General features: G+C 71.4%; 25 protein-coding genes and 1 tRNA gene. 15 read left to right on the top strand and 11 right to left on the bottom strand.

The annotated features are described in order from the left end of the window. Positions 1-69: 69 nt before the first annotated feature. Positions 70-474 (bottom strand): RidA family protein, encoded by a 405-nt coding sequence (locus JIG38_RS06095; protein WP_199422873.1) that lies wholly within the window; start codon positions 472-474, stop codon positions 70-72. Between the two features lie 78 nt (positions 475-552). Between JIG38_RS06095 and JIG38_RS20030 the strand changes: the two genes are divergently transcribed. The 6 genes from JIG38_RS20030 (at position 553) to JIG38_RS06065 (ending at position 5,046) form a co-directional block, all read left to right on the top strand. Continuing rightward, on the top strand, positions 553-948 hold the full coding sequence (locus tag JIG38_RS20030) for a winged helix-turn-helix transcriptional regulator (RefSeq protein WP_199422872.1): 396 nt from the start codon (positions 553-555) through the stop codon (positions 946-948). A 95-nt stretch (positions 949-1,043) separates the two neighbouring features. Next, complete coding sequence (locus tag JIG38_RS06085) at positions 1,044-1,919, top strand: class I SAM-dependent methyltransferase (RefSeq protein WP_307844631.1); 876 nt, start codon at positions 1,044-1,046, stop codon at positions 1,917-1,919. An 84-nt stretch (positions 1,920-2,003) separates the two neighbouring features. Continuing rightward, positions 2,004-2,693, top strand: a complete 690-nt coding sequence (locus tag JIG38_RS06080) for a histidine phosphatase family protein (protein ID WP_199422870.1) — start codon at positions 2,004-2,006, stop codon at positions 2,691-2,693. Positions 2,694-2,801: 108 nt separating this feature from the next. Further along, positions 2,802-3,641 (top strand): NAD(P)H-binding protein, encoded by an 840-nt coding sequence (locus tag JIG38_RS06075; protein ID WP_199422869.1) that lies wholly within the window; start codon positions 2,802-2,804, stop codon positions 3,639-3,641. A 510-nt stretch (positions 3,642-4,151) separates the two neighbouring features. Further along, positions 4,152-4,349: a hypothetical protein gene (locus tag JIG38_RS06070; protein ID WP_199422868.1), complete on the top strand. Its 198-nt coding sequence runs from the start codon at positions 4,152-4,154 to the stop codon at positions 4,347-4,349. After that, on the top strand, positions 4,339-5,046 hold the full coding sequence (locus tag JIG38_RS06065; protein ID WP_199422867.1) for a hypothetical protein: 708 nt from the start codon (positions 4,339-4,341) through the stop codon (positions 5,044-5,046). Before JIG38_RS06070 ends, JIG38_RS06065 begins: the two co-directional genes overlap by 11 nt. A 24-nt stretch (positions 5,047-5,070) precedes the next feature. On the opposite strand, the gene JIG38_RS06060 is transcribed toward JIG38_RS06065, so the two are convergent. The 3 genes from JIG38_RS06060 to JIG38_RS06050 form a co-directional block, all read right to left on the bottom strand. After that, the gene (locus JIG38_RS06060) at positions 5,071-5,724 is read right to left on the bottom strand and encodes a hypothetical protein (protein WP_199422866.1); all 654 of its coding nucleotides are present in this window, start codon (positions 5,722-5,724) and stop codon (positions 5,071-5,073) included. Positions 5,725-6,133: 409 nt separating this feature from the next. Continuing rightward, positions 6,134-6,661, bottom strand: coding sequence for a GNAT family N-acetyltransferase (locus JIG38_RS06055; protein WP_307844630.1), 528 nt, complete (start codon positions 6,659-6,661; stop codon positions 6,134-6,136). Positions 6,662-6,704: 43 nt separating this feature from the next. After that, positions 6,705-7,190, bottom strand: coding sequence for an HIT family protein (locus tag JIG38_RS06050; protein WP_233404551.1), 486 nt, complete (start codon positions 7,188-7,190; stop codon positions 6,705-6,707). Between the two features lie 349 nt (positions 7,191-7,539). Between JIG38_RS06050 and mobF the strand changes: the two genes are divergently transcribed. Genes mobF through JIG38_RS06035 form a run of 3 tightly spaced genes read left to right on the top strand, consistent with a single transcriptional unit; the run spans position 7,540 to position 11,839 of the window. Then, on the top strand, positions 7,540-10,425 hold the full coding sequence (mobF, locus tag JIG38_RS06045) for a MobF family relaxase (RefSeq protein ID WP_233404550.1): 2,886 nt from the start codon (positions 7,540-7,542) through the stop codon (positions 10,423-10,425). Between the two features lie 36 nt (positions 10,426-10,461). Beyond that, on the top strand, positions 10,462-10,614 hold the full coding sequence (locus tag JIG38_RS06040; protein WP_233404549.1) for a hypothetical protein: 153 nt from the start codon (positions 10,462-10,464) through the stop codon (positions 10,612-10,614). 58 nt (positions 10,615-10,672) lie between these two features. Next, positions 10,673-11,839, top strand: coding sequence for a tyrosine-type recombinase/integrase (locus JIG38_RS06035; RefSeq protein ID WP_233404548.1), 1,167 nt, complete (start codon positions 10,673-10,675; stop codon positions 11,837-11,839). Positions 11,840-11,876: 37 nt separating this feature from the next. Here JIG38_RS06035 and JIG38_RS06030 read toward each other — a convergent pair whose 3' ends face one another. Next, positions 11,877-12,569: a hypothetical protein gene (locus JIG38_RS06030; RefSeq protein WP_199422864.1), complete on the bottom strand. Its 693-nt coding sequence runs from the start codon at positions 12,567-12,569 to the stop codon at positions 11,877-11,879. Between the two features lie 3 nt (positions 12,570-12,572). Further along, complete coding sequence (locus tag JIG38_RS06025; protein WP_199422863.1) at positions 12,573-12,950, bottom strand: hypothetical protein; 378 nt, start codon at positions 12,948-12,950, stop codon at positions 12,573-12,575. A 156-nt stretch (positions 12,951-13,106) separates the two neighbouring features. On the opposite strand from JIG38_RS06025, the gene JIG38_RS06020 reads away from it, so the two are divergent. Continuing rightward, on the top strand, positions 13,107-13,904 hold the full coding sequence (locus JIG38_RS06020; protein WP_199422862.1) for a hypothetical protein: 798 nt from the start codon (positions 13,107-13,109) through the stop codon (positions 13,902-13,904). 177 nt (positions 13,905-14,081) lie between these two features. On the opposite strand, the gene JIG38_RS06015 is transcribed toward JIG38_RS06020, so the two are convergent. After that, positions 14,082-14,154: transfer RNA gene (locus JIG38_RS06015), tRNA-Arg, on the bottom strand. 326 nt (positions 14,155-14,480) lie between these two features. Here JIG38_RS06015 and JIG38_RS06010 point away from each other — a divergent pair. After that, positions 14,481-15,917, top strand: a complete 1,437-nt coding sequence (locus tag JIG38_RS06010; protein ID WP_267907628.1) for a basic amino acid/polyamine antiporter — start codon at positions 14,481-14,483, stop codon at positions 15,915-15,917. Positions 15,918-16,053: 136 nt separating this feature from the next. Then, positions 16,054-16,515 carry an META domain-containing protein gene (locus JIG38_RS06005; RefSeq protein WP_199422861.1) on the top strand — a complete coding sequence of 154 codons (462 nt, stop codon included), beginning with the start codon at positions 16,054-16,056 and terminating at the stop codon, positions 16,513-16,515. 105 nt (positions 16,516-16,620) lie between these two features. On the opposite strand, the gene JIG38_RS06000 is transcribed toward JIG38_RS06005, so the two are convergent. From JIG38_RS06000 to JIG38_RS05985, 4 genes are all read right to left on the bottom strand, one after another. Continuing rightward, positions 16,621-16,881 carry a hypothetical protein gene (locus tag JIG38_RS06000; protein ID WP_199422860.1) on the bottom strand — a complete coding sequence of 87 codons (261 nt, stop codon included), beginning with the start codon at positions 16,879-16,881 and terminating at the stop codon, positions 16,621-16,623. Further along, entirely contained in the window at positions 16,878-17,849 is a 972-nt protein-coding gene (locus JIG38_RS05995; RefSeq protein WP_199422859.1) for a hypothetical protein, read from the bottom strand. The genes JIG38_RS06000 and JIG38_RS05995 overlap by 4 nt, the downstream gene beginning before the upstream one ends. Before the next feature lie 242 nt (positions 17,850-18,091). Next, entirely contained in the window at positions 18,092-19,258 is a 1,167-nt protein-coding gene (locus JIG38_RS05990) for a sensor histidine kinase (protein ID WP_199422858.1), read from the bottom strand. 66 nt (positions 19,259-19,324) lie between these two features. After that, positions 19,325-20,041, bottom strand: a complete 717-nt coding sequence (locus JIG38_RS05985) for a response regulator transcription factor (RefSeq protein ID WP_199422857.1) — start codon at positions 20,039-20,041, stop codon at positions 19,325-19,327. A gap of 213 nt (positions 20,042-20,254) precedes the next feature. Here JIG38_RS05985 and JIG38_RS05980 point away from each other — a divergent pair, with 213 nt between their 5' ends. The 3 genes from JIG38_RS05980 (at position 20,255) to JIG38_RS05970 (ending at position 24,232) form a co-directional block, all read left to right on the top strand. Further along, positions 20,255-21,868, top strand: a complete 1,614-nt coding sequence (locus tag JIG38_RS05980; RefSeq protein ID WP_307844628.1) for a basic amino acid/polyamine antiporter — start codon at positions 20,255-20,257, stop codon at positions 21,866-21,868. Continuing rightward, positions 21,865-23,142: an arginine deiminase gene (locus tag JIG38_RS05975; RefSeq protein ID WP_199422856.1), complete on the top strand. Its 1,278-nt coding sequence runs from the start codon at positions 21,865-21,867 to the stop codon at positions 23,140-23,142. The genes JIG38_RS05980 and JIG38_RS05975 overlap by 4 nt, the downstream gene beginning before the upstream one ends. 124 nt (positions 23,143-23,266) lie before the next feature. After that, positions 23,267-24,232: a manganese catalase family protein gene (locus JIG38_RS05970; RefSeq protein ID WP_199422855.1), complete on the top strand. Its 966-nt coding sequence runs from the start codon at positions 23,267-23,269 to the stop codon at positions 24,230-24,232. Positions 24,233-24,352: the final 120 nt, after the last annotated feature.

Raw genomic sequence — 24,352 nt, 5'->3', positions numbered from 1 at the left:
GTCGTCCGCCGGAACCATCGGCCCGAGTGCCTCGCTCGTGAGCCGGCGGCGGCCGGATCACCCGTTCGCTCAGTCGAGGACCGCGGCGGCCTCGACCTCGACCCGCACGTCGGGCTCGTACAGCACCTCGACGCCGATGAGCGACGACGGCGGCATCGGCGACGGCAGGCCGAGCTCCCCCGCGACGCTCTCGACGCCGGCCATGAACTCGCCGATCTGCTCGGGCGTCCAGCGCGTGACGTAGAAGGTGAGCCGGACGACGTCGTCGAACGTCGCGCCCGCGCCCGCGAGGCCGAGCGCGGTGCTCCGCAGCGCCTGGGCGACCTGCCCGGCGAGGTCAGGCGCACGGTCGACCCCGGGGCCGCCGGCGACCTGGCCCGCGACGTGCACCTGCCGGGTGCCCGTGGCGATCGCGACGTGGTGGTACGGCGTGTTCTCGGCAAGGCCTGCGGGGCTGAGCAGCTGGACGGTCACGGGATGCTCCTTCGTCGGTGAGGTAGGTATCCCCTTGCTACCTGGTCACCGCAGGGCACTTCAACGAGACTAGGTGTCGTGACGGAGACCGCGACCACCCCCCGCCCGCACGACGACGACGTCGACCGCCTCGAAATCGGCGCGCTGCAGCGCGAGCTGCTCGGCCAGGTGCTCGACACCTGGTCGGTGCAGGTGCTCGAGCACCTGTGCGACGGCCCGCTCCGCTTCAACGGCCTGCGCCGCGCCATCCCGGCCGTCACGCAGAAGTCCCTCACCGCGACCCTGCGCCGCCTCGAGCGCAACGGCATCGTCGAGCGCGTCGTGACGAGCTCGCGGCCGGTCGCGGTCGAGTACCGCATCACCCCGCTGGGCAAGACGCTCCGCGAGCCGGTCGACGCCCTGCTCGCGTGGACGACGACGCACCTGCCCGACGTCGCCGCCGCGCGCGAGCGCTTCGACGAACTCGCGGGATGACCGTCGAGCGCGATGCCGGCCCACGCGGCGACCAGACGCCCGAGGGTGTCTCGGCGTCGTCCGCCGGTGACAACCACGCTGCTAGCGTCCGCACCGTGCCCGCCGACGAGTACCTCGACCTCAACCGCACCAACTGGGACAGCCGCGCGACGGTGCATGCGCAGGGCTACGGGATCGACCGCCTCCTGGCGGACCCGGACGCGCTCTCGGACGTGGTCGAGTTCGATCGACCGCGCCTGGGTGACATCGCGGACCTGGACGTCGTCCACCTCCAGTGCCACATCGGCACGGACACACTGAGCCTCGCTCGGCTCGGAGCCCGCGTCACGGGCGTCGACCTCTCGGGCGTGTCCCTCGACGAGGCCCGGAGCCTGGCGCAGCGTGCCGGCGCCGACATCGAGTACGTGCAGTCCGACGTCTACGCCGCCCCCGAGGCCCTCGGCGGCCGGCGGTTCGACGTCGTCTACACCGGCATCGGCGCCCTCTGCTGGCTGCCGAGCATCGGGCGCTGGGCCCGGACGGTCGCCGCCCTGCTGCGCCCGGGCGGGCGCCTTTTCATCCGCGACGGTCACCCGGTGCTCAACGCGGCGATGGCGATGACGGTCGGCGCCGAGCACCCGGACCGCGAGCAGCAGCCGTGGATGACCGGTCCTGGAGGGACGACGGTCGCGCTCGAGCTCCCGTACTACGAGCAGGCCGAGCCGCTCGTCTGGAACGACGAGGACACCTACGCCGGCGAGGGGAAGGTTGCGCAGCCCCGGTCGATGGAGTGGAACCACGGGATCGGCGAGATCGTCACCGCGGTGCTCGACGCCGGCCTCGAACTGACGTCGCTGACCGAGCACGACAGCGTCCCGTGGGACGCGCTCCCCGGTTTCATGGTCCTCGACGAGGACATCAACGAGTACCGCCTGCGCGAGCGCCCCGAGCGGCTCCCGGCGACCTTCACGCTCACCGCTCGCCGTCGCTGAGGACGGCAACACCCCGCCCGACCTTCACCCCCAGGTCACGCCGCCGTCGTCGGCCGGACGGCCGCCCCGCCTAGCGTCACGCGCATGACCAAAGACACGACGGTCGCACCGACGACGACCGGGACCCTCACCCTCACGCTCGTGCGCCACGGGCGCACCTACCTCAACCAGCGCCGCCTGCTGCAGGGCTGGTGCGACTCGCCGCTGACGCGCGGCGGCCGTGACGGCGTCCGCACGACGGCCCGGCACCTCGCGCAGCGGCCCTTCGTCGCGGCGTACTCCTCGCCGTCCGGGCGGGCCGTGGCGACGGCGGCCGAGATCCTGCGCCACCACGAGGGCGTGCGCCTGCGCACCGACCCCGGCCTGCGGGAGTACCACTTCGGCGACTACGAGCGGAAGCACGAGTCGGTGCTCGACCAGGTCGTCGCCTGGCCCGAACTCGTCGGCAGCATCCTCGACGGCTCCCACCCCGGGCTGCCCGGCGGGGAGAGCGCACGGTGCTTCCTCGACCGGCTCCACGAGGCCATGGCGCGGATCACCGCCGCGCACCCGGAGGGCGGCGAGGTACTCGTCGTCGGACACGGGCTCGCGCTCGGCGTCTGGCTCGCCGCCGTGGGCGACGGCGTCCTCGTGCCCCTGCCGAACGCGTCGGTCTCCCGGGTGCGGCTGAGCGCGGACGGCGTCCACCTCGACGAGGTCGGCACGGACGTCGCGGACCAGGGCGCGCTCGGTGCGCGACCGGCGCTCGCGCTCGCGGTCGGCGCCACGGCCTGACGGCTCCGGGCGGCGGAGGTCCCCCCACCAGGCGCCGACCTGCCACTGTCCTACCTGTCGTCCACGATGGTCCCGGACCGGGCGATCAACTGGTGTGGAGGAGCTCTCGTGACTCGTGTGCTGGTGACCGGCGTGCGCGGCAAGACCGGCGTTCCCCTGGCGCAGGCGCTCATGGCCCGGCCGGGGGTCGACGTGCTCGGCGGCAGCAGCGACCCGAGGACGGTGACCCTCGAGGGCGTGCAGCCCACCGCCTTATCGTGGGACAACGAGTCCACCTGGGCGACGGCGACGGGCGGCGTAGACGCGGTGTACGTCGTGCGGCCGGATCGCGCGGACGCACCCGAGCTGATCGACGCGCTGCTCACCGGGCTGGCTGCTGAGACGCGCGTCGTGCTGCTGTCCGAGCGGAACGCGGACTCCCTGGGCCCTCACAGCTGGGCCGCGCGCACCGAGCAGGTGGTGCGCAGCAGCGGTCGGCCGTGGACCATCCTGCGGCCGAGCTGGTTCATGCAGGTGCTCACGGACGAGCGCTTCTACCTCGGCCCGGTCGTCGAGGAGGGAGAACTGGCCTTCTCCAGCGGCGGGGCGAGCGTCGCGTGGATCGATGCACGGGACATCGCCGCGGTGGCCGAGCGTGCCCTGCTCGACGACGGTCACGAGGGGCAGGTCTACGAGCTCACCGGACCGGAGTCACTCACGCTGCCGAAGGTCGCCGACCAGCTCTCGGCCGCCGTCGGCCGCCGCGTGACCCTCCGGGAGACCACGATCGCTGAGACCCTCGAGGGCCTCAGCGGTTTCGAGCGTGACCTCACGATGTGGACGTTCGAACGCGTGCACGCCGGCGACTTCGCACCGGTGACCGACACCGTCGAGCACGTCACGGGTCGTCCGGCCCAGTCCCTCGAGTCCTTCCTCACGGACTCCGCCGCGCAGCTAAAGCGAGGCTGACGGCGGCCGGGCCCGCTCAGGTTGGTCCGCGGACTCACCGCCCACTGCACGGACGCGCCTCACAGCTGCACCGTCACCCTCAGCGCACGGGCATCGATGCTGGCCCGCCTCGGACCTTCGTGACCCGGCGACGCCGCGTCGACCCGCTTGCTGTGCGCCTCGGCAGATTGGAACTGCCGACACCCGCTTTAGGAGTTTGATCTTGGTCTGTCGATAACGGGCTGACCTGCGGAATCGCATGCGGGTAGTTCGTCCGGTGACCCGGTTCCAAGCCGCTCGCTGACCACACGCTGACCACGGCAGCCGGCCAGTCCGCCGCGCTGCGGCAAGGCGGCCGCCACATCGACGGAGGGCCAGAGCGGCCGCCGTATCGTCTCACGAGCGGTGCCGCTCCCTCGCCAACACGCCCTCGATATCTCGCCGAGCACGCTGGACACTCGGAGGTTACGGACCTCCTCGCGCGTGTCGGTACCGGGCGGCAAGATGGAGGCCGGAGCGAGAGGTGATCACATGCCGCCAAGGACCATCGAGGTCACGAGGGATGAGCTGCTTGCGCGACGGGAGCAGGTCCTCGACTCACTCGGGACGACGCTCGACGCGCTGCGCGCACGCACTCGCACGGGCGCCCTGTCCGGCGAGGAGTGGGAGGCAGTTGCCGAGTTGGAGGAGATCAGCTTTCTGCTGAACGACTCGCCCGATGACTTCTGATTTGGCGGACCGCTCAAGGGAGTTCGCGGGCGAAGTCGCGGACCTGCTCCGGCGCACCTTCGGCAAGAACGTCGACGTCGTTTCCGTCAAGTTTGGCGAGCGATACGCTGTGCGACCGGCCGGCAAGACCGCAGCCAGCCGCCGCATTCCGCTCACCGTCCAGGGCGAGCACCTTGCCGACTTGGCCGTAGCGCTCTACCAAACCATGGATCATTCGGGCCTTCATCTGAAGACGACCAGAACAGACGTCGGTCTCTTCTCGACGCTGGACCGGACGCCTCTCCTGCGCCTCGAGTACAGGAGCGATATGCGAGCGGACCCGATAAGCCATTGGCAGTTCCACGCCGAACGTGGCGCCTTCACCCACCTCCTGTCGATTGCCAACACGGCAGACGCAACACGCGTTCAGAGCCCCCACGACCTATCCAAAGTCCACCTCCCTGTCGGCGGCGAGAGATTTCGCCCGTGCCTCGAGGACGTCCTCGAGATGTTGATCCGCGACTGCGGGGTTGACGCCGCACCAGGATGGGAGTCTGTCCTACGCGAGGGCCGGGAGCGTTGGCGAATGAGACAGTTCAGGACAGCCGTTCGGGATCTTCAGGACGAGGCTGCCCTCGTCCTGCGCGCTCACGGGTGGTCAGCGACGCCACCAGCGGAGCCCTACACACCCCACCTCGAGCCGTACCGCAAGTGGTAGAGCGAGACCGGATCCCTGGGCTCCCTAACCTCCCGCGCGAGCCAGCAGTTCAAAAAGTCGGTCGGACAGGTCCACCGCAAGCGCCAACTCCTCCGCCTCTAGCGGGCGAGCGTGCGCAACCGTATTGCGCGCAGCGCGGATTACCTGCAGCTCTTCATCGAATATCGCGCGGAAGCGCGACGCTTCCTCGGCCGACAGCTGTGGGACGCCCGAAAATGACGTGCCGTCGCGGAGAACCCGGCGAGGAGGCAAATCAAGGGCGGCGGCGATGCGCTCCCAGTTGTCTATGAGCCTACCGATGCGTTCATAGTCGGGCCTCTCGGCCACTTCTGCGCCGTCTGTTCCCGGACGACTCTCACCGCTCTCGAAAGCACGAGCCTTTTCGCCAAACTCAGACAACGACTGTCTGATGGCCGCATCGCCGATGAGGATGGGGCCGACGGTTGCCTGGGCAGCGGCCGAGGCGACGCTCTGCGCAACGCTGTCGAGGCGAACACTGTGCAAGGCGAGCTGGACTTCAAGTTGCTCCGCTTTCTTGGCGGACCGTTCGGCTTCGCGCTCCGCGGACTCGACGCGCCGCTTGAGCGAGATCCCGAAGACTCCCACTTCACCCATCTCAGGGCTGACCAAGAGAACCACTAGCAGCGCGAACGTCAGCACGCTCGCGTCGGTGATCACCGGCGGGGCGCAGATGCTACGCACCTCGTCCTGGACCAAGACGTCCTTGCACACCTCGAGCCGTCCTAGAAGAAGGCCAACTCCACATACGGCGAGGATGCTGATCGCTGCCGCCCACCGGGTACGCCTCCAAGGCGTCGAGGTCGCGTCCGCCCGTGAGGTCACAGCCCTCCCGTCAGCATGTCGCGCATTCCAGCGCCCCTCGCGGAGCGGCGGCCAACCTGCCGCATCCAGGATCCTACGTCGCAGCTCTCGGCGGGCGAGGCGCCGCTGCAAGTCCCGTCGTCCCAAACGAAGGACACAGCCCCCGCCCCACATCCGCAGGCTGGGTGGACACGCATCCATGCAAGAAGAGTCGCGGCCCGTCATCGGCTCGACAGCGGCCGTCACCGGCAGTCGCGGGCCGGGGTCAGCGGGCGGGACTCAGCGCTTCTCTCGTCGGAACCCAGTAGCGCCGCTTCGGTGAGCCCCCGGGTACCGATCGGACGTCTTCGAGCACGCCGCCGCACCGCTCGATCACCGCAGCTGAGCCGACGTTCTCGTCGTCGCAGGTCACGAGCGCCTGGTCGATGCCCAGACCGTGAGCGACGCCGAGCCCGGCGCGGAGCAGCTCGGTCGCGTACCCGCGCCGCCGGTACGCGGGCCGGACTCCGTAGCCGATGTGGCCGCCAACCTGGAGCAACGCTTCGGTGAGCCGGTGCCGCACGGAAACGCGCCCGACCACAACGCCGTCAACCGCGGCGTAGAGGTCGGTCCACGGCACGTACCCGGGCGGAAGGCCGGCACCGTAGCGAAGGCGCTCGACCCGCTCGAGGTACGCGGCCCATGGCTCGTTCGGGTCGTAGAACGGCAAGAAGGCGAAGCCCTCGGTCGCCAGCTCGGCGTGCGCCGCCCTTGCCTCGGCTTCGTCGTCGATCCTGAGCGCGCGAAGCTCCACTACCACTCCCCTCTACACAGCACGGCCGCTGCCACGCGGCGCGTCAGTCGGCCGATGCGATGGCGTCCCGGATCACCTGAGCCTCGGCGTCAAGGAGCGGCCGCTCACGTTCCACCTCGTCGGGAAGGATCGTCCACCCGTCGCCGTCGTAGCGCGGGATGACGTGCAGGTGGAAGTGGAAGACCGTCTGGAACGCGGCCTCGCCGTCACACAGGAAGACGTTGATCCCCTCGCATCGCATGGCGGAGCGGCGTAAGGCTCGCGCCATCTCGTGACCGACCGACCAGACGTGGGCACTCGTGGCCGCGTCGATGTCCTCGAGGCCGACGACGTGCTGGCGTGGCACGACGAGAAGATGCCCGGGGACCACGGGGTGCAGGGCCATCCAAACCATGACTGTCGCGTCGTCGTAGACGAGGCTGACCTCCGCTCGGCCGGCAACGATCGCGCAGAAGATGCACTCGTGCTCGACCGCCGCCCGTGGCTTCCCCATGAGCCGGATGGTGCCAGACACCGTGAGCTCCTCCATCCGACTTCGGGTCGACGGGTTGGTCCTGCGACGTCTCGCGGGAGCCCAGGGAATGCCGCTCGGCTCAGGCTGGTGCCGCGTCGCGCTGTCGTCATCGATGACGCGGACGCGGATGGCCGGCGCCTGGTGCGCCGTCATTGCACTTGTTCGCGTCATCGCCTGCGACGCCAGTTCGTCATCGCTCTGTCTATCGGGCGTGAGGAGTCTGGCGTCGTGCGCACGACCCGACTCCCCTACCTCGCCCCGCGTGACGCGCCAGGGCGGCGGGCGGTCACGCATCTTCTCGCCTCGGGCCGCACACCTGCAGGTAGGGGTCGACGTCGGAAGGGGGGTGCCGGACGTGATGTCGATGCACAAGCTGACTGCCGGCGACGGGTACGCGTACCTAACCCGGCACGTCGCCGCGGGTGACGCCGGCCTGGACGCAGGTGCGTCGCTGACCGCCTACTACGAGCAAACCGGGGACCCGGCCGGTCGTTGGTGCGGCGAGGGGCTCGCGGGGCTCGGCGACGACAGGCGGCGCCTGCGCCCGGGTGACGTGGTGACCGAGGCGGCGATGACGGCGGTGTTCCGCGACGGCGCCGACCCGCTGACGGAGGACGCGCTCGGCCGGCCGCATAGCCGGTTCGATGACGGCAAGCGTCATGCGGTCGTCGGGTTCGACCTGACGTTCACCGCGCCCAAGTCCGTATCCGTCCTCTGGGCGCTGGCCGATGACGCGACGCGCGTCATCGTCTATGACGCGCACCGGGCGGCGCTGGCGTCATCGCTGGAGTTCGTCGAGCAGCGCGTCATCCGCACGCGCACCGGCGACGCCGGGCGTCATCAGGTCCGCACCCGCGGGATGCTCGCCGCGGCGTTCGACCACTGGGACACCCGGGCCGCTGACCCGAACCTGCACACCCACGTCGTCATCGCCAACAAGGTCCAAGGCCCCGACGGCGCCTGGCGGAGCCTGGACGGGCGGACCGTGCACGCCGCCGTCGTCACCGTGTCCGAACTCTATGACGCCCTCCTTGCGGACGAGCTCGCGCGGCGGCTGCCGGTGGAGTGGTCGACGCGCGACCGCGGACCCCGGCGGAACCTGGCGTTCGAGGTCGACGGGGTCGGCGATGACCTGCTCGCGCACTTCTCGACCAGGGCGGAGGCGATCCACTGCGCCGAGCAGGAGTGGCTCGCCGAGTTCGAGGAGAGCCATGGCCGGGCGCCGACGCGGGTGGAGACGACGCGGGCGCGGCAGCACCTGACCCGCGCCACGCGGCCGCCGAAGACGGTCCGACCGCTGGCGGACCTGCTGGCGGACTGGGCGAACCGCGCCGGCGCGCTCACCGGGCTCGAGCCCCGCGACCTCGCAGCCCGCGCTCTGACTGGCGCCTACGGGCGGCCGCTGCATGCGCACGACGTCGGCCCAGAGGTGCGGGCGGCGATGGTCGCGCAGGTCCTCGATGACGTCTCGACACGGCGGTCGGTGTGGACGACGTGGAACCTCGGCGCCGCCGCCGTCCGCGCCTCGAAGCTGCTGCGGATGGCCTCGGCCGCCGAGCGGCGCGAGCTGCTCAACGAGATCACCACCGAGGCCGCGGCGGCGTGCGTGCACCTGGACGACAGCCGCGACCCGACGACGCGGCGCGTCGGGGAGTCGCCGTTCACCTCGACCGAGCTGCTCGGGGCGGAGAAGGTACTGATCGACGCCGCCGAGACGACCGGCGCACCGCACCGGCCGGCGGAGATGCTCGGCGCCATCCCGCTACGCACCGAGCACCACCTCGGCGCCCTCGCCCCCGACCAGCGCGCGGCCGCCGAAGCCGTCATCACCTCCGCCCGGCTCCTCGACGTGCTCGTCGGGCCGGCGGGGTCGGGCAAGACCACCACGCTCGCGGCGATCACCTCGTTCTGGCGGCACGGCATCGGGTCCGTCGTGGGGCTCGCGCCGTCGGCCACCGCTGCGCGGGCGCTGGCGGAGTCGCTCGGGGTGCCGTGTGAGACGACGGCGAAGTGGCTGCACGAGTCCACCGGCGACGGCGCTACCACCCGGGCCCTGCGCTACGCCGACGCCGTTGCCCGGATGGCGACGCGTGACTACCAGGGGCAGCGGGCGGCCAACGAGGAGCACTGGCGGCTGCGCGCCGAGCAGGACCAGTGGCGGTTCTGCCCCAGGCAGCTCGTCATCGTCGACGAGGCCTCCCTCGCCGACACCCGCACCCTCGCCGCGATCGTCGAGCAGGCACGCGCCGCGAGGGCGAAGGTGCTGCTGGTCGGGGACCACCTGCAGCGTGGCTCGGTCGATGCCGGCGGCGCATTCGGCATGCTCGCCCGGCGGGGGCCGACCGCCGAGCTCACCAGCCTCTGGCGGTTCGCGAATCCGTGGGAGGCGCGCGCCAGCCTCGAGCTGCGCCGCGCCCACCCGGCTGCGCTCGACGCCTACGAGGCGCACGGCGCGATCGCCTCCGGCGGGCACGACGCGATGCTCGACGCCGCCATCGAGGCCGTCACCACCGCGAGCGAGCAGGGCCGAGTCGCGGTCCTGCAGGCGGTCGACAACCGGACCGTCCGCGAGCTCAACGCCCGCATCCGCGCCGACCGCATCACCAGCGGCGACGCCCTCCCCGCCGGGGTGAGCCTGCACGACGGGCTGACCGCCGGCGTCGGGGACCGGATCGTCACCCGCCGCAACCACCGACGCCTGGCCACCGCCGACGGGTTCGTCCGTAACGGCGCCCTGTGGGACGTCACCGCCGTCCTGCCCGACGGGTCCCTCCGCGTCCGACCCGCCAACCACGCCGACGCGCCCACCGTCCGCCTCCCCGCCGACTACGTCGCCGACCACGTCGAGCTCGGCTACGCCACCACCATCGCCCGCACCCAAGGCATGACCGTCGACGAGACCCACACCATCGCGACCCCCGGCATGGGCCGCGAAGACCTCTACGTCGCGATGAGCCGCGGCCGCCACACCAACCGCGCCTACGTCGTCATCGACCACGGCGACCCGGACTGCCTGCCCGGCCACGCGCCGTCGTCGGGCCGCGAGGTGCTCGAGCAGATCCTCGCGACCAGCCACGCCGAGCCCAGCGCAACCGAGACCTGGGACAGCTACCACCCCGGTCGGACCGCGCCCCTCGTGCCGCCCGTGCGTCCACAGCAACCGTGGAACCCGCAGCCTCCACAGCCCGCGCCGCACCGCTTGACCGCGCCGCCGCCGTCGTCCGCCGATGGACCGGTGCTCGGTCGCTGACCACCGCCACACCCAACCCAACAGAAGGAGAAGGTCATGACCACCACCGCACAGCACGCCGTCCCCGCCACTCCGGCCCGGCAGTACTACCGCGTGAAGGACGCGGCGCGGGTGCTCGGGGTGCCGCCCCGGACGCTGCCCACCTGGTCGAGCACGAGCAGATCCCGTACCGGCGCCTCGGCACGGTGATCCTCCTCCCGGCGGCGTGGGTCGAGCGCGAGCCGACGATGCCGGTGAAGCGGCGCTGATGTCCGTCACCAGACGGCAGCATCCGACGGGCAAGGTGACCTGGCGCGCGAAGGTGTTCTTCGAGGGCCGGGTCATCGCGCAGCGGTCGTTCGGGCGCCGGGTCGATGCGAAGCGCTGGGAGGCTGACCAGCTCGCGAAGCTCGACGCCGGCTCGTGGATCGACCCGGCGCGCGGGCGGATGACGTTCGCGGCGCTGGCCGAGGAGTGGCAGGCCTCGCGTGGTCACCTGGCGGTGCGCAGCCAGGAGACCACGCGGTTCCTGCTGGACAAGTACGTGATCCCGGAGATCGGGGCATACCCGATCTCCGGGATCTCGGCCGCCGACGTCGAGCGGGTGATGTCCGCCCTGACGGCGCGTGGGCTGGCGACGGCGACCCGGCGCCGGGCGCTGTCGATGATGCGACTGGTCGTCGACTACGCGATCCGCGACCGGCGGCTGAGCGTGAACGTCGCACGGATGGTGGCGCTGCCGCGCGGGGGGACCAAGCGCGAGCCGCACTGGCTGCGGCCTGAGCAGCTCGGCCGGCTGGTCATGGCGGTGCCGCCGCTGTGCCAGCCGGTCGTGCTGTTCCTCGGGACCACCGGGTGCCGGTTCTCGGAGATGGCCGCGCTGCGGGTCGACGACGTCGTGCAGACCCCGCACGGGCTCGGCGTCCGGGTGCACCGGGCCGCGACGCAGTCGAAGCGGACGAGCGGGGCGGTGTTCGGGCCAACGAAGACGCATCAGACCCGGACAGTGCCGGTGCCGGCGGCGCTGGATGAGTACGTGCGGACGCGGGTCGCGGGGACGGCGCCGGGCGGGTACCTGTTCCCGAGCCCGACCGGCGGCGTGTGGACGAACACCAACTTCCGGGCGCGGTCGGGGTGGATGGACGCGACGCGGCGGGCGGGTGTCGAGGGGACGACGATCCACGACCTGCGGCACACCGCCGCCTCGCTGCTGATCGCCGCCGGCGCGGACGTCAAGGCCGTGCAGGTCATCCTCGGGCACTCCACCGCGACGATGACGATGGACCTCTACGGGCACCTATTCAACGAGGCGACCTGGCAGGCGATGGAACGGCTGCCCGTGATACCGCTGATGCAGGCGCCGCGAGCGATCGAGCCGCGCCACTCGTCGAGTGTAGAAGAGCCGCCCGCAGCTTGGCCGCCGTCCGAGGCCTGACGGCCAGGGAGGTCTCCTTGACCTGCGGTTCACCGGGTCAGGGCATCGCCCGGCTCGTCGAGAGGAACCGGTCGACGATCCAGAGCGCCTCGAGGGTCTCCTCTTGCGAGACATCGTCACCGTGGATGCCCCGGTTCATCACACTCACGGCGTAGCGAAGTTGGTCCGCTATCCCTTCGTCGATCGCCCCGCGCCGGTTGAGCAGCCGCAAGAGCGCCCCGGCACCGAGGCGCGCGCCCCTGTCGCGATCTTCGGGCGTGAGTAGTGCTCTGAGGCGCATCTCAAGAGCGCGGCGCGCCCGAGCTAGGGCCTCCCAGGAGTCGCCCCTGTCGCCAAGTGCCCAGGCGAGGTCCCGGCCTGGCATCGCGTCGCCGCGTGGGCCGGCACCTCCACCGCTTTCAGACGAGGGCGGCCCCACCGGGCCGACTGACTCATCAGAGCGCTCACCTAGGAATCGCGCGACTTCGTCGAAGGCCGCCTGGACGGAATCACGGACGCCCTTGTTCTTCGTGTAGTCCGCGAGACTCGTTGCCCCGAGATCTACAAAGAGAAGCTGACCGAGACGGTCGATCTCACTCGCAGCCAGAACGTCAGCGGTTCGAACACGCGACAGCGCGCGCATCTGAAGCAAGCGCCGAACCCAGTCTTGAACCAGAGAGAAGATGGAGACCGCGATCGTACTGCCCGCAAGCGCGGAGGCGACCGCCGCAATCAGCGGCTCGATTCCCACTTTTCAGCGCCTCGTTCGGTACAACTTCAGGAACCCGCGGACGGTCTTGAGCTCTTCCAGGAGCGCTTGTGCCATGATGTACTCGCGGTGAAGCGACGCTGCTGAATAGAACACGATCGCGCCAGCAACGAGAAGGACTCCCGCGGACCCGAGCGCAATCGCAATCGCGAGGCCCTCGACCGGCCTAGACGAGTCCGGCTGGACAATCGGCAGAATGATGGCCAAGACAACGGAGAGGCCAGCCGCAGCCAACGCTTTGCCCTGCGCAACTCTCTGCCCATGGCGCCACTCGTACACCGTCGCTAGGTGCTCCTGCGCCCCGTCACCCTCGATAGCAGCGAGCTCGATCAGGTCCGACACTGCAGTGCGACGCCTGGACACCCGAGCAGTATGGCGCCCAAGATCGAGGTGCGCTAGCAGCGGACGCAGCTACGACCACACACCGCTCAGCGCGCGGAGCGAATACGGCGATGTGCGCCGTGCTGATGCATCGCACATGAGCAGCCCCGACTTGGGCGCGACTACTGGGGAGCCGAGATGACAGAGGACGATGCGGGCGGCGACACGCCACCAACTCTCACGGCCGCAGGCGCGCCGGACGGCCTGGAGCCGCCTTCGCCCTCCGGTGTGTCCTTCGACGTGGCAAAGACGGTTGGTAGCAGCAGTCTGGGCTGGCAACGCACCCAAACCTGGGCGGCCAGCTCCGAAGCTCGCTTCGCCCCCCCGCCGGGATACCGGGTCGTCGTCGTGGATACAAAGTCGTGTAGCAGGGTTCGGGACTTGGCCAGTCTCCGCCGGGATCTCGAGCTTGCGCGCCTCTTCGCGGAGACATATCTGGATCGGGCCTCTTCGCGCCCCGAGGGCGGGCGGTTCCCTGACGACGCACAGTGGATGTCGGCGCTGGTGATGTATGGGCGGGCTTTCGGCAGCTCGGTACGGGCATCGGAACGCCTGACTGACGACTGGCTCAAAGACGACGAGCGCGCTTCGCACCGGTTCCTACTTGACATGCGGAACAAGTTTGTCGCCCACGCGGTCAACAACTTCGAGCACGCCGTCGTGGTCGCGTACCTGGCCGACTCAGCCTTCGAGCGTCGTAATATCTCACGACTGGGACAAATGCACGCTGAGATCCTGCCCGTTAGCGAAGACCGCCTCCTAGACCTCGTCGGCCTCTGCAAGAGATTCGTCATTCACATCAACCGACGGCTCCGGGCGGCACTGTCCGATGTGGAGCGCGAACTGCGCGCGCTTGGTCTTGATGAAGTCTACGCGATGCCTGACCTGGCACCGCCAGAGATCGACCTCGCCCGCGTCGCCAAGCGACGCAGATAGGCGGCGGTAAGACTCGACGACGACCGTGTCCGGCGACGTCCGTCCACGTCCTCGACCAGCCGTCCACGTACCGAGACAAGTCGCTGACCACACGCTGACCAATGCCCGGCAAATCGGACACGGCCCCCGCCGCGACCGAGGCAGCGATACCGCCTCTGACCTGCGCAAACACCTCTGTGCGCCTGGGCAGATTCGAACTGCCGACACCCGCTTTAGGAGAGCGGTGCTCTATCCCCTGAGCTACAGGCGCGGGAGCCCGGCCACCTCGGCCGAGCCCTCCACACGCCCACGCGACCGCGGTCGGCGAGCCCCACGAGCGTACCGGCTGACGTGACGCCGACGCCGCCCGGGGATCAGGATGCTCCCGACCACCGCCGCACCACCCCGAGGACCTCCGTGAGCACGCCCGACACCACCGGCACCGGCACCGGCACCGGCACCGGGACCGGGACCGGGACCGGGACCGGCACCGGCACCGGCACCGGGACCGGGACCGGCACCGGCACCGGCACCGGCACCGGGACCGGGACCGGGACCGGGACCGGGACCGGGACCGGGACCGGGACCGGGACCACGCTGCCACCCGCCACCGCCCCGCACCGCGGCGTCACGCTCGGCGTCGGGACTCTCACCGCGATGGTCGTCGGCTCGATGGTCGGCGCGGGCGTCTTCTCGCTCCCGGCGACCTTCGCGGGTGAGACCGGCGTCGTCGGGTCGCTCGTCGCCTGGGCGATCGCGGGCACCGGGATGCTGCTGCTCGCTCTCGTGTTCCAGAGCCTCGCCGTGCGCAAGCCCGAGCTCGACGCCGGCGTCTACGCCTACGCCAGGGCCGGCTTCGGCCAGTACGTCGGCTTCTTCTCGGCCATCGGCTACTGGGCGAGCGCCTGCGCAGGGAACGTCACCTACTGGGTGCTCATCATGTCGACCGCGGGCGCGCTGCTGCCCGCGCTCGGCGCCGGGGACACGCCCCTGGCCCTCGTCCTCGCGAGCGTCGGGGTCTGGACGTTCTTCCTGCTCGTGCGCCGCGGCGTGCGCGCGGCGGCGACGCTCAACCGGATCGTCACGGTCGCCAAGGTCATCCCGATCGTCGTCTTCATCGTCCTCGCGCTCACCGTCTTCGACCCCGCCGTGTTCGCGGACAACCTTCAGGGCGGGCCCGACGCCGGCTCCCTCCTCGAGCAGGTGCGCGGCACCGTCCTCACCACGGTGTTCGTGTTCATCGGCGTCGAGGGCGCCAACGTCTACTCGCGCCACGCGCGGCGCGGCACGGACGTCGGCCGCGCGACCGTGCTCGGCTTCCTGGCGGTGCTCGCGATCTTCGCGTCCGTGACCATCGTGTCCTTCGGGGTGCTGCCCGCGGCCGAGCTCGCCGAGCTGCGCCAGCCGTCGATGGCGGGCGTGCTCGAGGCCGCCGTCGGGCCGTGGGGCGTGGGGCTCGTGAGCGTCGGCCTCGTCATCTCCGTGCTCGGCGCGTACCTCGCGTGGACGCTCATGGCGGCCGAGGTGCTGCTCGTCGCGGCCGAGGACGGCGACCTGCCGCGCTTCCTCGCGCGCACCAACAAGGCCGACGCGCCCGGCAACGCGCTGCTCCTGTCGACCATCACGACGCAGGTGCTGCTCGTCGTCACGCTGCTCTCCGAGGACGCGTTCTCGTTCGCGCTCAACCTCACGAGCGCGCTCGTCCTCGTGCCGTTCCTGCTGGTCGCGGGGTACGCGCTCCAGCTCGCCGCCACCGGCGAGACCTACACCGGCCAACCCTCGGCCCGGACGCGCGAGCTGGTCGTCGCCGGCCTCGCGACGCTCTACGCGGCCTTCCTGCTCTGGGCCGCGGGGTGGGCGTTCCTGCTCGTCTCGTTCCTCGTCTACGCGCCCGCGACCGTGCTGTTCGCGATGGCCCGGCGCGAGCAGGGGCGGCGCGTCTTCTCGGCGCGCGAGCGCGTGGTGTTCGCGGTCGCCGTCGTCGGCGCGGTGGTGGGCGTCGCGCTGCTCGCGACGGGCGCGATCGCCTTCTGAACCCGCCTCCTCGAGCACGCGGCCGACGTCGGCCCGAGTGGAACCACTCAGGGCCGCGCACGCCGCCGCGCCGCGCTCCCTAGAACTATCACCAGGCGCCCGACCGGGCCCCACCACCAGTGACAGGGAGAACCCCATGAGCACCACCGCTGCCGCCCGCCGCTCGACCCGACGCGGCCCGCTCGTCCTCGCGATCGCCGCCCTGGCGACGGTCGTCATACTCGTCGTCGTGGGCATCGCCTCGACCGCCGACGGCTCGAGCCGGACGCCGGACCTCGTCGGCCGCACGTTCGTCTCGACCGACACGCCCGGCCACGACCTCGTCGCCGGCACCGAGGTGCGCCTCGCGTTCGACGAGGGCCACGTCAGCGCCCGCGCCGGCTGCAACACGCTCTTCGGCGGCGCGACGTGGACCGACGGCGTGCTCGAGGCGCCGCAGCTCGCGAGCACGATGATGGCCTGCTCCCCCGACCGCATGGCGCAGGACGCGTGGCTCGGCGACCTGCTCGCGAGCGGCCCCGCCCTCACGCTCGACGGCGCCACGCTGACGATCGGCGACGCCGACAACGGCCTCGTCCTCGTCGAGACGGAGGCCTGACCTCGACGCGCCCGAAGCACGCCACGCGCACCGCGGAGCCCGGCCCCGGAGAGGCCGGGCTCCGCGTGCGTCACGCCACCGTCGCAGCGAGGTCGTGACGCCGGATCACGGTCGGGCTGCCGCGACGCGTGCCCGATGCTGGCGCGGCAGGATCGCCAGGCGCACCGCTGCCGCGAGCGCGAGGGCGAGCCACACGAAGCGCACCGGCCCGGGCTGCAGGGCGACGCCCACTACGCCGGAGACGAGGATCGCTCCCACGGCGAGTCCCTGATCGCGCACCCACTGCTGGGGCGCGGCACCTTGCGACCGAGAGAACCGCCAGGCCGCGATACCCATGGCGATGACGAAGACGACGATCGGAATCACGCGCAATTGTATTGCCCCCTCTTGACCTCGTACGCACCCCAGGTGAGTGGCTGCAGCCAGTTCGTCACCGGGAACTGGTACCCCATGCAATTGCCCCTGTTGAGCACCCATCCCGCGAAGATCGCGTCGATCCCCAGCTTTGCACCGACGACCGCAGCAAGAGGGGCGAGAATGCCCCCGGACACGGCAGTCAGACCGGCCACGATCCCTGCGATGCCCGTGCCCGCGGCGATGTTGTTGGTGTAGCTGCGGTTGAACTTGATGAAGCACATTCCGTACCAGACACAGCTGGAGGAGATGTTCGGGTCTGCAACGACCGGGTAGCTGCCGACGGAGGAGAGGTCGACCACCTGGACGACCGATGAGCCCTCGACGCGATAGAACGTCGCCACCGGAGCTCCAGCGGCGTCGAACGCCCACGGCACGTCGAGGTGCCCGACGGTAGCGGTGAGGTTGTCGTCCACGGCGACGACCAGATCGACGGACCCGTCGGCGTTGAGCACCGGGGTGCTTCCTTCGAAGGCGTAGGTGTACTGCGTGGGAGCTGTGGAGTCGGCGATCACGGTCTGCACTCGCACGCCGGACTGAGTGGCTTGAACCGCGACGTCCACGGACGCTTCGCCGGCGTACACGACGGTGCCGCTCTCCGTGACCACGGCGGCCGAGTCGGCCACCTGAGCCTCATCGGGCAGGGACAGGACGACGTCCGGCACGTCGAGTGCCTTCTGGGCTGCAGCCTGGTCGAGCGCGCCGTTGGCCACGAGCAGGTCACCATCACCCAGCGCGGGAACGCTGGTGACGCTCTCGGCTGCAGCAAGGCGTCCGTCGACCCCGCGTACCGGTTCCAGCACGTCGACGTCCGGCGCCACCGCTGCAACCGTCTCATCGACCGCGGCGGCGTGGCCCTCTGCCGCCGATGCCGACCCGGTAGGGACAAGGCTCATCGTGACGGAGAGCGCAATGAGCACTCCCGAGGCCGAAGAGCGACGTGTTCGCACCATTTCCCCCTTGTGACTGAAGCGCCGCGTCGTTGCTGCGCAGAACGCACGCTAGGCGCCGGGTCACAGTCATGTGGCTGATTCAGTGCTATGGGTTACCGTGAGGTGTGACCGCTTAGCATCGGCCTTGCGCCTATCACAAGGGACGTCCAGCCCGCACGGAGCGCCACATTCAGAGCCACTCATCCGGCTCGCCACGTACCCGAACGAATTCACGCCTTGTCTCTACGTCCCTCCTGCCACGCCGGCATCGGCAGGCGCGCGACCAGCCGGCAGCCGCCGTCGGAGCCCGGAATCAGGTCGAGCGCGCCGCCGCGCTGCTCGAGCCGGTCGCGCAGGCGCGCGAGGCCGCTCTCGCGCGCCACCTCGCCCGCGAGCCCGTCCCCGTCGTCGTCGAGCGTGACGGCGAGCGTGAGCGTCGGAAGCTCGATGCCCAGGTGCACCGCGATCGCGTGTGCGTGGCCGTGCCGGACCGCGTTCGTGACGCCCTCCTCGACGACGTCGAGCACGAGCAGCCGGTCCGCCATCGCCATGCGCGGGCGGCCCGGCGCGTCGAGGTGCTCGAGGATCACCGGGTCGAGCGTGAGCGACGTCGACACCGTGGCCGGCAACCGACCCAGCGCGAGCAGCAGCGCCTCCCGCAGCCCGATCTCCACACCCACCGGCACGAGCGCGTGGCTGAGCTCGCGCACGTCGCGCTCGCGCACGTCGTCGAGCTCGTCGGCGAGCGCGCGCAGCTCGGCCGCGGTGTCGCCGGACCCGTCCGCGCCGCCGTCGGACAGCCGTTCGATCCGGTGCGTGAGGAGCACGAGCCGCTGCTGGAGGCTGCCGTGGAGCCGCCGGGACACGTCGCGCCGGACGGCGAGCTCCGCCTCCTCGGCCTCGCGCGCCGCCGCCACCGCGCGCTCCTCCTCCGCGCGCCGCCGCCCCTCCGCGGCCCGGAGCTCCGCACCGACGTCGTGGTCGTAGAGCGCGAGCGAGACCGCGAGCGTCACCGCGAGCACCCCGAACAGCACCTCGACGACGACGAACCACACGTCCGCAGGCGAGTAGCGCAGCGTCGCGAGGAGCAGGAGCCGCACCACGGCCGACGTCGGCGCCGCGACCCCGAGGACCGTGAGCCGGCGTCGCCAGCCGTAACGCCACACCTGCGCCCACCGCAGGCACGCGACCACCGCCAGGGCCGAGGGCACGAGGTTCGCGCCGAACACGGCGAGCACGCGCCACCAGTCCGGCGAGGTCACCGGCAGGTCGAGCTCGTTCTCCGTGCGCCACGACGCCCACTGCCCCGCCGCGGCGAGCGAGGCCGCGAGCACGTTGACCAGCCCGAGGACGAGCGCCCGCCGGGCGGCCTCGCGCTCGTCCTCCTGGCGTGGCATGCGCCCGACCGGCGCGAGCTCGGGACCCGTGGCGGCCGGGCCCGCGGGCGCGACGTCGGCCACCGCTCAGTACCGGCTGGACTGCTGCACGAACGCGAGCACCGCCATGACGCGCGGGTTCGCGTTCTCGGTGGGGATGTCGAGCGCCTTGTAGATCGCGTGCAGGTGGTTCTCGACCGAGCGCGGCGAGAGCGCGAGCGTCTCGGCGATGTACGCGTTCGAGTAGCCCTCGGCGGCGAGGCGCAGCACCTTCATCTGACCCTTGGTCAGCGCCGCGAGCGCCGACCCCTGACGCGCCTCGGCCTTGTTGACGAGCTCCGGGTCGAGCACGACCTCGCCCCGCGCCGTCGCGTGGATCGCGCGCGCGAGCGTCACCGGCTCGAGCGACGACTTCTTCGACAGGTAGCTCCACGGCCGGCGCATGGTGTCGCGGACCGCAAGCACGAGGTCGAGCACGTCGTGCGAGGAGAAGAGCAGGACGCCGAGGCGCGGGTCGCGCTGCTGGAGCAGGGTCGCGAGCGCGACGCCGTTGCCGTCACCCAGGTCGATGTCCATGACGACGACGTCGGCCGTGCCCGGCTGCACGGCGTCGCGACCGGCCGCGAAGCCCGCGGCCTCGTGCACGAGCACCATGTCCGGCCGCGCCTCGACGATCTTGCGGACCATCCAGCGCATGAGCGACTCGTCCTCGACGACCGCGACGCGCACCGCGATCCCGCGCGGCGCGCGGGCGTCGTCGGGCGCCGTGCCGGGTGCCGCCTCGGGCGCCAGAGCGTCGGCCATCTCCCCCGCCTTCCCCCGTCACCCCGACGGTCCTGCGCGGTACCCCGGCGCGTCAACGCCCCGGGCGCGGGAACCGACGTCGGGCAGGCCTTGAGTGGAACCACCCACGGCGTCGCACGCGCTCCCCGCGCCCGGAGCACCCTCGAGTCATCGACAGCGGCCCCACCCGGCCGGACACCGACAGCGGCCACCGCCGCACCGAGGAGAGAACCCGTGAGCACGCAGACCACGGCCGCGACCGCCGTCGCGCCCGCCCCCGCGGGAGGCGGCGCGCCCGCGTCCAGCGGACCCAGCACCACCGTGACGATCGGCGTCGCGACGCTCGCGGCGATGGTCGTCGGCTCGATGGTCGGCGCGGGCGTCTTCTCGCTGCCCGCCCGCTTCGCCGGCTCGACGGGCGTGCTCGGCGCGCTGGTCGCGTGGCTCGTCGCGGGCACCGGGATGCTGCTGCTGGCGTTCGTCTTCCAGAACCTCGCGATGCGCCGCCCCGACCTCGACGCCGGCGTCTACGCCTACGCGAAGGCGGGCTTCGGCCAGTTCGCCGGCTTCTTCTCGGCGATCGGCTACTGGGCCAGCGCGTGCGCGGGCAACGTCACCTACTGGATCCTCATCATGTCCACGGCCGGGGCGCTCGTCCCCGCGCTCGGCGAGGGGAACACGCCGCTCGCGTTCGTGCTCTCGTCGATCGGCGTCTGGGCGTTCTTCCTGCTGGTGCGGCGCGGCGTCAAGGAGGCCGCGGGCATCAACCGCGTCGTGACGATCGCCAAGCTCGTCCCGATCCTCGTGTTCGTCGTGCTCGCCCTGACGGTCTTCGACCCGGCCGTCTTCGCGGGCAACCTGCACGGCACCGCCGACGCCGGGACCCTGTTCGAGCAGGTGCGCGGCACGATGCTCATCACCGTCTTCGTCTTCCTCGGGGTCGAGGGCGCGAGCGTCTACTCGCGCCACGCCCGCAAGCGGTCCGACGTCGGCCGCGCGACCATCCTCGGCTTCCTCAGCGTCCTCGCGATCTTCGCGTCCGTGACGATCGTCAGCTACGGCATCCTCCCGCTCGAGGAGATCGCCGGCCTGCGCCAGCCCTCGATGGCGGGCGTGCTCGAGGCCGCCGTCGGGCCGTGGGGCGGGGTGCTCGTGAGCGTCGGCCTCGTGGTCTCGGTGCTCGGCGCCTACCTCGCGTGGTCGCTCATGGCGGCCGAGGTGCTCATGGTCGCGGCCAAGGACGGCGACCTGCCGCGCTTCCTCGCCCGCACCAACGCCGCCGACGCGCCCGGCTCCGCGCTCCTCATGTCGAGCGTCGCCGTCCAGCTGCTGCTCGTCGTCACGCTCTTCTCGCGGGACGCCTTCAACTTCGCGCTCGACCTCACCGCCGTCCTCAGCCTCGTGCCGTTCCTGCTCGCCGCGGGCTACGCGCTGCGGCTCGCCGTCACGGGCGAGACCTACGACGGGCGCTCGGCGGCCCGGACGCGGCAGCTCGTCGTCGGCGTGCTCGCGACGCTCTACACGGCCTTCCTCGTCTGGGCCGCGGGCCTCGGCTTCCTGCTCCTGTCCTTCCTCCTCTACGCGCCGGCCACCGCGCTCTTCGCCCCGACGCGAGCAGGGCCGCCCGGTCCTCGTCGGCCGGGAGCGAGTGCTGTTCGCCGCGACCGTCGTCGGGGCGCTGGCCGCCGTCGTCGCGCTCGCCACCGGGGTGATCGCCCTCTGACCCACCCCTGCCCCTGCCCCTGCCCCCGACCTACCCGGTCCACCGCCGGCCGCGCGGCCGGAGCCCTACCCCGCGGGACCGCCGCGGGACCACACTCGATCCGTCCTCAAGGAGACCAGCCATGACCAGCCAGCCCACGCAGACCACCACCCAGCCCGTCGCCCAGACCTACGGCGTCCACTCGGAGGTCGGCCGACTGCGCAAGGTGCTCGTGTGCGAGCCCGGCCTCGCGCACCGCCGCCTCACGCCGTCGACCGCGGACGACCTGCTGTTCGACGACGTCATGTGGGTCGACAACGCGCGGCGGGACCACGCCGAGTTCGTCACGATGATGCGCGGGGCGGGTGTCGACGTCGTCGAGCTGCACGACCTGCTCGCCCAGACGCTCGCCGTGCCCGGCGCCCGCGACTGGGTGCTGGACCGCAAGATCGTGGCCGACGTCGTCGGGCTCGGCCTGGTCGAGCCGACGCGCCAGTTCCTCGAAGGGCTGGATCCGCGCACGCTCGCCGAGCACCTCATCGGCGGGCTCGCGACGGACGACCTGCCGGGCGGCGTCGGCGGCGGCTACCGCGCGCTGGCCGAGTACCAGCCCTCGGCGCGCGAGTACCTCATGCCCCCGCTGCCCAACACGCTCTACACGCGCGACACGACGTCGTGGCTCTACGGCGGCGTGACCCTCAACCCGCTGTACTGGGCGGCCCGGCACGACGAGACCCTGCTCATGAAGATGGTCTACGAGTTCCACCCGGACTTCGTGGGCGCGAACGTCTGGTGGGGCGACCCGGAGACCGACCAGGGCCGGTCGACGTTCGAGGGCGGCGACATCATGCCCGTGGGCAACGGGACCGTCCTCATGGGCATGAGCGAGCGCACGTCGCGCCAGGCGATCAGCCAGGTCGCCAAGGCCCTGTTCGACGGCGGCGCGGCGCAGCGGTTGGTCGTCGCGGGGATGCCGAGGCTGCGCGCGGCGATGCACCTAGACACGGTATTCACGTTCGCGGACCGCGACATCGTGTCCGTGCACCCGAAGATCGTCGACCAGATCCACTCCTTCACGCTGCGGCCCGACGAGGGCCCGACGGGCGTGCACGTCACCGACGAGGGGCAGGCGGCGTTCACCGACGTCGTCGCGCGGTCGCTCGGGCTGTCGTCGCTGAACGTCGTCGAGACCGGCGGGGACACGTACGAGTCCGAGCGTCAGCAGTGGGACTCGGGCAACAACGCCTTCGCGCTCGAGCCCGGTGTCGTCTTCACCTACGACCGGAACACGACGACCAACGCGCGCCTGCGTGCCGCGGGCGTCGAGGTCATCCCGATCGTCGGGGCCGAGCTGGGCCGCGGCCGCGGCGGCGCGCACTGCATGACCAGCCCGATCCTCCGCGACCCGGTCGCCTACTGACCAGCCCGCGAGACGGCGGCGTCCCCCCGAGGTGCCGGATGGCGGGGGCGGGCGCACCGTGAGGGATCAGACGGTGGCGGTGCGGCCCCGGTCGCGGTGCCACCACCCAACCGGGGGGGTCGGCATGTACCTGCACGTCCAGAGGCTCATCCACGAGATCGTCCCCGACGAGCCGGACCCGGCCGCCGCCAACGCGCTGCAGGAAGGGCTCGGCGGCCAGTTCGGCGAGATGCGCACGATGATGCAGTACCTGTTCCAGAGCATGAACTTCCGCGGCCCGGCGGGGAAGCCGTACAAGGACCTGCTCCAGGGCATCGGCACCGAGGAGATCAGCCACGTCGAGCTCATCGGCACGACGATCGCGCGGCTGCTCGACGGGTCGCCGCGCTACCAGGGCAAGAAGACCGACCCGCTCGACAAGCCCGGCGCGGGTGGGGACACGCCGCTGAGCATCGCGCTCGACACGAGCAACATCCACCACTACCTCGTCGCCTCGCAGGGCGCGCTGCCCGTCGACGCGGCGGGCAACCCGTGGATGGGCAGCTACGTCTACAACTCGGGCAACCTCGTGCTCGACCTGCTCTACAACCTCATGCTCGAGTCGACCGGCCGGCTGCAGAAGTGCCGGATCTACGAGATGACGGACAACAAGACCGCGCGCTCGACGATCAGCTACCTCATCGTGCGCGACCAGGCGCACGAGAACGCCTACGCGCGGGCGCTCGAGACGCTCGGCGTCGACTGGGGCAAGGTGCTGCCGATCCCGAAGACCAACGCCGAGCGCTTCCCCGAGGTGAAGAAGCTCACCGACCTCGGGCTGCAGAGCAAGCAGTACTCGTTCGACCTCACCGCGCAGTCCGAGGCGGGGAAGATCTTCCAGGGGATGTCGCCGTCGAAGGACGGGACGACGCTCGACGCGAGCGAGCAGGCGCCCGCGGGCGTCCCCATCACCATCGCCGAGGAGCGGTTCGAGGAGTTCTCGCCCGGGCTCGACACCGAGCTGCTCGCCCTCATCCAGGCGACCGCGGACCTCGAGATGGCCGAGGTGCAGCCGCTCTACGGCCCGGTCCCGCCGACGACGACGCCCTGACCCCGGGCTGCGCCGCGCCCCCTGCCCCGGGGCCTCGGGGGGCGGCGGGGCCCCCCCCGCCCGCGGGTCCCGGGACCCCCCACCCCCCCCCCAGAGCCCCGGGGCGGCGGGGCCCCACAC

The sequence above is a fragment of the Actinotalea solisilvae genome (assembly GCF_016464425.1).
GTDB classification, from domain to species: Bacteria; Actinomycetota; Actinomycetes; order Actinomycetales; family Cellulomonadaceae; genus Actinotalea; species Actinotalea solisilvae.
The sequence above is the reverse complement of the archived record's forward strand: the minus strand, read 5'-3'. Positions and strand labels throughout refer to the sequence as shown.